The 9075-nt window shown below is 38.4% G+C and carries 2 protein-coding genes, 2 tRNA genes and 3 rRNA genes; all 7 read left to right on the top strand.

The genetic code is table 11. The features are described from left to right. Positions 1-442: 442 nt before the first annotated feature. Positions 443-1964, top strand: a 16S ribosomal RNA gene (locus ACSIGE_RS07585). Positions 1965-2055: 91 nt separating this feature from the next. Further along, positions 2056-2129: transfer RNA gene (locus ACSIGE_RS07580), tRNA-Ile, on the top strand. 106 nt (positions 2130-2235) lie between these two features. Further along, positions 2236-2309, top strand: a tRNA-Ala gene (locus tag ACSIGE_RS07575). Between the two features lie 228 nt (positions 2310-2537). After that, a 23S ribosomal RNA gene (locus ACSIGE_RS07570) occupies positions 2538-5406 on the top strand. A 129-nt stretch (positions 5407-5535) separates the two neighbouring features. Next, positions 5536-5644, top strand: a 5S ribosomal RNA gene (gene rrf, locus ACSIGE_RS07565). Together the 16S, 23S and 5S rRNA genes with 2 tRNA genes alongside form the textbook arrangement of a ribosomal RNA operon. A 381-nt stretch (positions 5645-6025) precedes the next feature. Next, on the top strand, positions 6026-7381 hold the full coding sequence (locus ACSIGE_RS07560; protein WP_440882147.1) for a hypothetical protein: 1356 nt from the start codon (positions 6026-6028) through the stop codon (positions 7379-7381). A gap of 327 nt (positions 7382-7708) precedes the next feature. Then, complete coding sequence (locus ACSIGE_RS07555; protein WP_440882146.1) at positions 7709-9043, top strand: hypothetical protein; 1335 nt, start codon at positions 7709-7711, stop codon at positions 9041-9043. Positions 9044-9075: the final 32 nt, after the last annotated feature.

Genomic DNA, 9075 nt, shown 5'->3' with positions numbered 1-9075 from the left:
GCATAGTAAAAGGGTTAGCAAGTTCATTGATTTAGCATGTTGTTTTAGAGTTATAAAGGGGGTAGTAGCAATTATTTACTTTTTTTTAGTTTGTTTGAGGTTTTAATTTGACTTCGGCTGTTCTGAAAAAAACTAAAAAAACTTTCAAAAATGTTTGTTATTTTTAAAAAAGTTTTTAGTTTTGCATCCGCTTACGGAGAGCGATACGATCACAGAAATTTTGGAATGATAATTAGTTTATCAGTTAGTTCGATTCTAGCATTTCTACAAGAGTTTAATTTGAGATATTGATTGAGATTATATTAATTATTTTGGGTTAACAAGTTCATTGAAAATATTGAAATTGACAGCGTAATTAGAGTAGAATTACCACGGTAAGCTTTAGGGTTTACCACTTGAAAATTCTTTTGAAGACTTGACATTAAATAATATTAAAGATTATACAATGAAGAGTTTGATCCTGGCTCAGGATGAACGCTAGCGGCAGGCTTAACACATGCAAGTCGAGGGGTAACAGGAGTAGCTTGCTACTTGCTGACGACCGGCGCACGGGTGCGTAACGCGTATAGAATCTACCTTGTACAGGAGGATAGCCTTTAGAAATGAAGATTAATACTCCATAATATATATGATTGGCATCGGTTGTATATTAAAGATTTATTGGTACAAGATGACTATGCGTCCTATTAGCTAGATGGTGAGGTAACGGCTTACCATGGCAACGATAGGTAGGGGGTCTGAGAGGATTATCCCCCACACTGGTACTGAGACACGGACCAGACTCCTACGGGAGGCAGCAGTGAGGAATATTGGTCAATGGGCGCAAGCCTGAACCAGCCATGCCGCGTGCAGGAAGACTGCCCTATGGGTTGTAAACTGCTTTTATACGGGAAGAAACAGTCGTACGTGTACGACCTTGACGGTACCGTAAGAATAAGCACCGGCTAACTCCGTGCCAGCAGCCGCGGTAATACGGAGGGTGCAAGCGTTATCCGGAATCATTGGGTTTAAAGGGTCCGCAGGCGGTCAATTAAGTCAGAGGTGAAATCCTACAGCTTAACTGTAGAACTGCCTTTGATACTGGTTGACTTGAGTTATACGGAAGTAGATAGAATGTGTAGTGTAGCGGTGAAATGCATAGATATTACACAGAATACCGATTGCGAAGGCAGTCTACTACGTATATACTGACGCTCATGGACGAAAGCGTGGGGAGCGAACAGGATTAGATACCCTGGTAGTCCACGCCGTAAACGATGGACACTAGTTGTTGGATTTAGATTCAGTGACTAAGCGAAAGTGATAAGTGTCCCACCTGGGGAGTACGATCGCAAGATTGAAACTCAAAGGAATTGACGGGGGCCCGCACAAGCGGTGGAGCATGTGGTTTAATTCGATGATACGCGAGGAACCTTACCAGGGCTTAAATGTGGAATGACAGGGCTAGAGATAGCTTTTTCTTCGGACATTTCACAAGGTGCTGCATGGTTGTCGTCAGCTCGTGCCGTGAGGTGTCAGGTTAAGTCCTATAACGAGCGCAACCCCTATCGTTAGTTGCTAGCAGGTAAAGCTGAGGACTCTAGCGAGACTGCCGGTGCAAACCGTGAGGAAGGTGGGGATGACGTCAAATCATCACGGCCCTTACGTCCTGGGCCACACACGTGCTACAATGGTATGGACAATGAGCAGCCACTATGCGAATAGGAGCGAATCTATAAACCATATCACAGTTCGGATCGGAGTCTGCAACTCGACTCCGTGAAGCTGGAATCGCTAGTAATCGGATATCAGCCATGATCCGGTGAATACGTTCCCGGGCCTTGTACACACCGCCCGTCAAGCCATGGAAGCTGGGGGTGCCTGAAGTCGGTTACCGCAAGGAGCTGCCTAGGGTAAAACTAGTAACTAGGGCTAAGTCGTAACAAGGTAGCCGTACCGGAAGGTGCGGCTGGAACACCTCCTTTCTAGAGAAGATGGTGTTAAGTTACAGAAGGAAGTGTAATTTTACTCTGCTGTTAATTTTAAAATAAAAAAGACTAAGATCAGATCTTAAATAGTCTTGTAGCTCAGCTGGTTAGAGCGCTACACTGATAATGTAGAGGTCGGCAGTTCGAGCCTGCCCAAGACTACTTTTTTTTGTTTGGTATTTAGTTAAAGGAAATTCTAGAAGCGGGTTATGTTGAGAATGTTTAACGACTCATAACTCAATAGTTAAGCCTCATACTAGAAGTACATGGGGGATTAGCTCAGCTGGCTAGAGCGCTTGCCTTGCACGCAAGAGGTCATCGGTTCGACTCCGATATTCTCCACTAGATAATACCTATAGATAATTATTATCACAAGGTATTATACCAGGTTGGTAACTGAAATATTTATCAGTTCTGACTCGGCACAAGTTCATTGACATATTGGTAAAATGATATCGTAAAGAATCAAGATAGAGCGTTAGATTTAAGTATCTAACGATATATTTTTATAAAAATATAATTAAGAATTATAAAGAGCTCGTTTCCGATTAATATCGGAAGCAAAAAGTACAATAAGCTAAATAAGGGCGTATGGAGGATGCCTAGGCTTTCAGAGGCGAAGAAGGACGCGATAAGCTGCGATAAGTTACGGGGAGTGGCACATACATTATGATCCGTAAATTTCCGAATGGGGCAACCCGGTATATTGAAGATATATCACACCGCAAGGTGAGCAAACCCGGAGAACTGAAACATCTAAGTACCCGGAGGAGAAGAAAACAAAAGTGATTCCGCTAGTAGTGGCGAGCGAACGCGGAATAGCCCAAACCAATATTGTTACGGCAGTATTGGGGTTGTAGGACTACAATATTCGAATTTAAGAGAACTAGAATAGTTTGGAAAGACTAACCAAAGAGAGTGATAGTCTCGTATAGGTAATCGAAGAAGAGATAGTAGTATCCTGAGTAGTGCGGGACACGTGTAATCCTGTATGAATCTGGCGGGACCATCCGCTAAGGCTAAATACTCCTGAAAGACCGATAGTGAACTAGTACCGTGAGGGAAAGGTGAAAAGAACCCTAAGTAAGGGAGTGAAATAGAACCTGAAACCGTACGCCTACAAGCGGTCGGAGCCATTCGTGGTGACGGCGTGCCTTTTGCATAATGAGCCTACGAGTTACTGTTACTAGCAAGGTTAAGAATTTAAGGTTCGGAGCCGAAGCGAAAGCGAGTCTGAATAGGGCGGTTAAGTTAGTAGTAGTAGACGCGAAACCGAGTGATCTACCCATGGGCAGGTTGAAGCTGTGGTAACACACAGTGGAGGACCGAACCAGTTGACGTTGAAAAGTCTTTGGATGACCTGTGGGTAGGGGTGAAAGGCCAATCAAACTCGGAAATAGCTCGTACTCCCCGAAATGCATTTAGGTGCAGCGTTGATTAAAAGTTTTATAGAGGTAGAGCTACTGATTGGATGCGGGGGCTTCACCGCCTACCAATTCCTGACAAACTCCGAATGCTATAAAATGTTTATCAGCAGTGAGGGCATGGGTGCTAAGGTCCATGTCCGAGAGGGAAAGAACCCAGACCATCAGCTAAGGTCCCCAAATATATGTTAAGTTGAAAAAACGAGGTGAAACTGCTTAGACAGCTAGGATGTTGGCTTGGAAGCAGCCATTCATTTAAAGAGTGCGTAACAGCTCACTAGTCGAGCGGTTTTGCATGGATAATAATCGGGCATAAACATATTACCGAAGCTATGGACTTTTAAAAGTGGTAGGGGAGCATTCTATATGTGTTGAAGGCGAACTGTAAGGTTTTCTGGAACGTATAGAAAAGAAAATGTAGGCATAAGTAACGATAATGCGGGTGAGAAACCCGCACACCGAAAGACTAAGGTTTCCTCAGCGATGCTAATCAGCTGAGGGTTAGTCGGGACCTAAGGCGAATCCGAAAGGAGTAGTCGATGGACAACAGGTTAATATTCCTGTACTTCTTATAAATGCGATGGGGTGACGGAGTAATGAACCCGCCGCGAGCTGACGGAATAGCTCGTTGAAACATGTAGGTATTAGGACTGTAGGCAAATCCGCAGACTTAGCTGAAGTGTGATAGTACCACAACTCTTCGGAAGCGTGGATAGTGCGGTTAAGAACTTCCAAGAAAAACCTCTAAGCTTCAGTTTATAAGAACCCGTACCGTAAACCGACACAGGTAGTTGGGATGAGAATTCTAAGGTGCTCGAGAGATTCATGGCTAAGGAACTAGGCAAAATAGACCTGTAACTTCGGGAGAAAGGTCGCCAGCAGTAATGCTGGCCGCAGTGAAAAGATCCAGGCGACTGTTTATCAAAAACACAGGGCTTTGCTAAATTGAAAGATGATGTATAAGGCCTGACACCTGCCCGGTGCTGGAAGGTTAAGTGGAGGGTTTAGCTTCGGCGAAGATCTCAAATGAAGCCCCAGTAAACGGCGGCCGTAACTATAACGGTCCTAAGGTAGCGAAATTCCTTGTCGGGTAAGTTCCGACCTGCACGAATGGTGCAACGATCTGGATACTGTCTCAGCCATGAGCTCGGTGAAATTGTAGTATCGGTGAAGATGCCGATTACCCGCAGCGGGACGAAAAGACCCCGTGAACCTTTACTATAGCTTCGTATTGACTTTGGATAAGTAATGTGTAGGATAGGTGGGAGACATTGAAGCGGCCTCGCTAGGGGTTGTGGAGTCAACCTTGAAATACCACCCTTTGCTTATCTAGAGCCTAACTCAGTGATGAGAACAGTGCGTGGTGGGTAGTTTGACTGGGGTGGTCGCCTCCAAAAGAGTAACGGAGGCTTCTAAAGGTTCCCTCAGCACGCTTGGTAACCGTGCGTAGAGTGCAATGGCATAAGGGAGCTTGACTGAGAGACATACAGGTCGATCAGGTACGAAAGTAGAGCATAGTGATCCGGTGGTTCCGAATGGAAGGGCCATCGCTCAAAGGATAAAAGGTACTCCGGGGATAACAGGCTGATCTCCCCCAAGAGCTCACATCGACGGGGGGGTTTGGCACCTCGATGTCGGCTCGTCACATCCTGGGGCTGGAGAAGGTCCCAAGGGTTGGGCTGTTCGCCCATTAAAGTGGCACGCGAGCTGGGTTCAGAACGTCGTGAGACAGTTCGGTCTCTATCTGCTGTGGGCGTTAGAAATTTGAGTGGATCTGACTTTAGTACGAGAGGACCGAGTTGGACGAACCTCTAGTGTATCAGTTGTCTCGCCAGGGGCACTGCTGAGTAGCTACGTTCGGAAGGGATAAGCGCTGAAAGCATATAAGCGCGAAACCCACCACAAGATGAGATTTCTTTAAAGGGTCGTGGGAGATGACCACGTTGATAGGCTATAGGTGTAAGTGCAGTAATGTATGTAGCCGAGTAGTACTAATAACCCATAGGCTTATGTACGTTCCTCCCGAACTTTTAGGAGTTCGGGAAGGATACTCTTTATGTTCAAATAGTTTTATAAATATTTGAATAAGCGATATGATTTTAGCAATATGTTAACTTATACAGTTGAAATATACTGAAACAATTTAAGGTGATTATAGCAATGGGGCTCACCTCTTACCATTCCGAACAGAGAAGTTAAGCCCATTAGCGCCGATGGTACTGCCACAGGTGGGAGAGTAGGTCGTTGCCTTTCTTTTAAAACTCCTCATTACATTTTGTAATGAGGAGTTTTTTTATACGTTACTTTTTACTTCACGAAATACAATAGCCTTATTATAGAACTTACCAATATTTACACACTGTCATGTAAAGAAAAATCTAATTATTAAAAAAGCCCAAGTTACCTTGGACTTCATGTAAAGATTTATCAATAGATATTTTTTAAGTTGTTGATAATGTGGCTCTAATTTCGATTTTATTTTTTGTGTTTTTTTTATATTTTATTTGTTTTTATTTGTTTTTAAATAATTAATTGTATTAAAACTTAGTTTTTTTACAAAAATTTAATAATAATTATGCTTTATGTTTATTTTTTATAATTTAGCATCACTAAAACAAAATAAAATATTTAATTATGAAATTAAAACTAGATTTTTTAACAAAAAGAAAGGTACTGATTACTGCAATTGCACTTTCCATTTTTGTTTCTTGTACAGAAAATGAAGTTGAAACAGTTTCCGAATCAGAGTCAAGTTCAACTTTAAGTGATGAACAGCTCCTACAAAAGAAAAAGATGATAGAAATTGCAAAAGTAGTAGGAGAGTTGGTAACATCTAATAATAATATTCTTACGGAAATATCCTCTTCTATGAATAAGATGTATGATCCTAACTTAGATGCAATAAGTTTCTCTTCTCTACTTGGTAATTCAAGTAATGCAAAGAAAATAGAACGATCATTTGCAAAAGGAAAAGATGATTTAGTATCAAAGTCTCTGATTAGAGAATTATCTATTACTAAAGCTAAACATAGGTTTGAAATTCTCAATAACAAGGATTTTCAATTATTTTTTCCACTTGAAAAAATGCATAGTGAACAAGGTAATTTAAGTAGAATTACAGTTTCATATGCACCTTTAGGAGGGGGTAATTATAATAAAGGTTTTATTTATGAAAATGGTAAATTGGTAGATAAAATTTTAAAAGTAGATCATAATTATGTACTAGCTAATCCTACATTGGTAATTTTACCAATAGATAATAATTTAGATACACTCCTTGAGAAGCAATATAAAAAAGAAAAAAATAGAGCTAAGCAAAGGGCTCAAAGGAGAGTCAATGAGATCACAGAAAACTTACCTATTGATGATGAATGGCAACAAAGTATAATTAGTACTATGATACCTGAAATAAGATTGTCTTGGGGTGAGCATATAGATATGTTTAGTTTAGGTTCTAGAATTATATTAGCTACTGGAGGATCTGATTACGATACACCAAGACCAAGTCCTATTACCCAAGTAAGACCACCACATTTTGTGTCTTTTTGGGATGTTATGTTTAGAAATTGGGTTCCTTATTATCAAGACTTTGATAATGATTGGACTAGATTAGAGAGAGAAGTTGAGTTCGTTGCAGCATCTAAACATTTATTTATTTTTCAAGATGTTAATGTTGATTTTGATGTTTCTGCTACAGCTGTTTGTGATGCTAGTTTTAATATTAGTTTAGATGATCTTCTTAATGGTAATTTCGAGTTACCTTCATTAAATTGTACTGTAAATGGAGGATTAAGAGAAATTCGTTTATCAGGACGTATCGCTATTGATAATAGTAAATTTCATGCAAATAAAAAGATGTTAAGAGAACAAGTTATTGGTTCTAATTTTGGTGGGATTGGCTATGGTACAAGAAACGTTAATGGAAATAGTTATAGCATTAGAAAGTTAGGTAATATTGAGTTCTATCTTAGAAATTACGAAATTAAATAATAATTACTGATCGACTTATTTTTTAAAAAGCCAGTAAAAGTTCTTTTATTGGCTTTTTTATGTGAGTATAATTATAATCTAAAATGAAAAAATATTGATTATGATTTTTACTTATTTTAAATTACTTATTGTATTAGATACTACTAATTTCTCGAGTAGTATTTGTTATTTTTCATTATTAATATTAATAATTACTCTTCTTAATATTCTCTTTTTAGACATTTACTATTTTTTTTATGCCAATAAACACCTCACTAGTCCTACATTGAATTTTCTCTACTTACCTTCTTTAAGTTTGTGGCATTAAACAAAATAAAATATCAAATAATGAATTTAAATTTTTTAACAAAAGGTGAATTTTACATTACAATTTTCACCACATTTATTTTAGCGTCATGTTCAGAAAAAGAAGCTCAATTAATACCAGATTCTGAAGTTCAAATTAGCTTAACTAGCGAACAAATCCTTCAAAAGAAAAAGATGTCTAAGCTGGCAAATAAGGTTGGCCAATTAGTTACTTCAAAGGAGCATGTCCTAAATGAGATCACTTCTTCTATGAATAAGCTATTTGATCCTAATTTAGACGTTATAAGTTTTGCTTCTTTATTAGGAAAAAGTAGTAAATCGAAAAAAAGTGAGAGATATTTCACCAAATCAAAGAAAAATTTGACATCAAAGTCTTTAATTAACGAATTGAATAATAATAAGTCAAATGGAGAGTTTTATGAATTTGAATTATTTTTTCCTTTTGAAAAAATTCACTCTGCAACAGGAAATATGAATAGTATTACCGTATCATATGCTCCTCTGAATAATGTTAAGCATAATGAAGGGTTTGTTTATCAAAATGGTATTTTGGTTAAAAAGGTTGATAAGGTAGACTATAATTATATCTTAAAAAATCCGACATTGATAATTTTACCAGTAGACCAAGAGTTAGATGATTTAATTCTAACACAGTATAAAAGAAATAAAGTTTCGAAAAATAAAATTTATCAAAAAAGAACCAATGAGATCACAACTAATCAATCTATAGATGGTGAATGGCAAAATAGTATTATAAGTACAATTATACCAGAAATAAGATTATCATGGGGAGATCATGTAGATATATTTGGTTTAGGTTCTAAAATTGTATTAGCTACAGGAGGGGCTGATTATGATACGCCGAATCCAAGTCCAACTTCTATGGTTAGATCTGAACATTTTGTCTCTCTTTGGGATATAAAATTTAGAAATTGGGTTTCATATAATCAAGATTTTGATAATGATTGGACAAGGCTAGAAAGAGAGGTAGAGTTTATAGCAGTCTCAAAGCATCATTTTCACTTTGACGATGTATCAATAGATTTTGATGTTTTAGCAACGGCTTTATGTAATGCTAATTTTGATATAGGTTTAGAAGAACTCCTTACTGGAGAATTTAAGCTTCCATCATTAAATTGCGAAGTTAATGGAGGCTTACAAGAAGTTCGTTTATCCGGGCATATTGGTATCAATGACAGTAAGTTTCATGCGAATAAAAAAATGTTAAGAGAACAGGTTTTAGGTTCCAATTTTGGAGGTCTTGGCTACGGAACTAAAAATATAGATGGAAGAAATTATACTATTAGAAAACTCGGAAATATTGAGTTCTATTTGAAAAATTATCAAGTAAGGTAAAATGATAATGTTATGTTTATAAAACAAAAACC

Origin of the sequence: Tenacibaculum profundi (assembly GCF_052050075.1) — a bacterium.
Lineage (GTDB): Bacteria > Bacteroidota > Bacteroidia > Flavobacteriales > Flavobacteriaceae > Polaribacter.
Note: the sequence above shows the minus strand (reverse complement) of the source record. Positions and strands in the feature narration are given on the sequence as shown.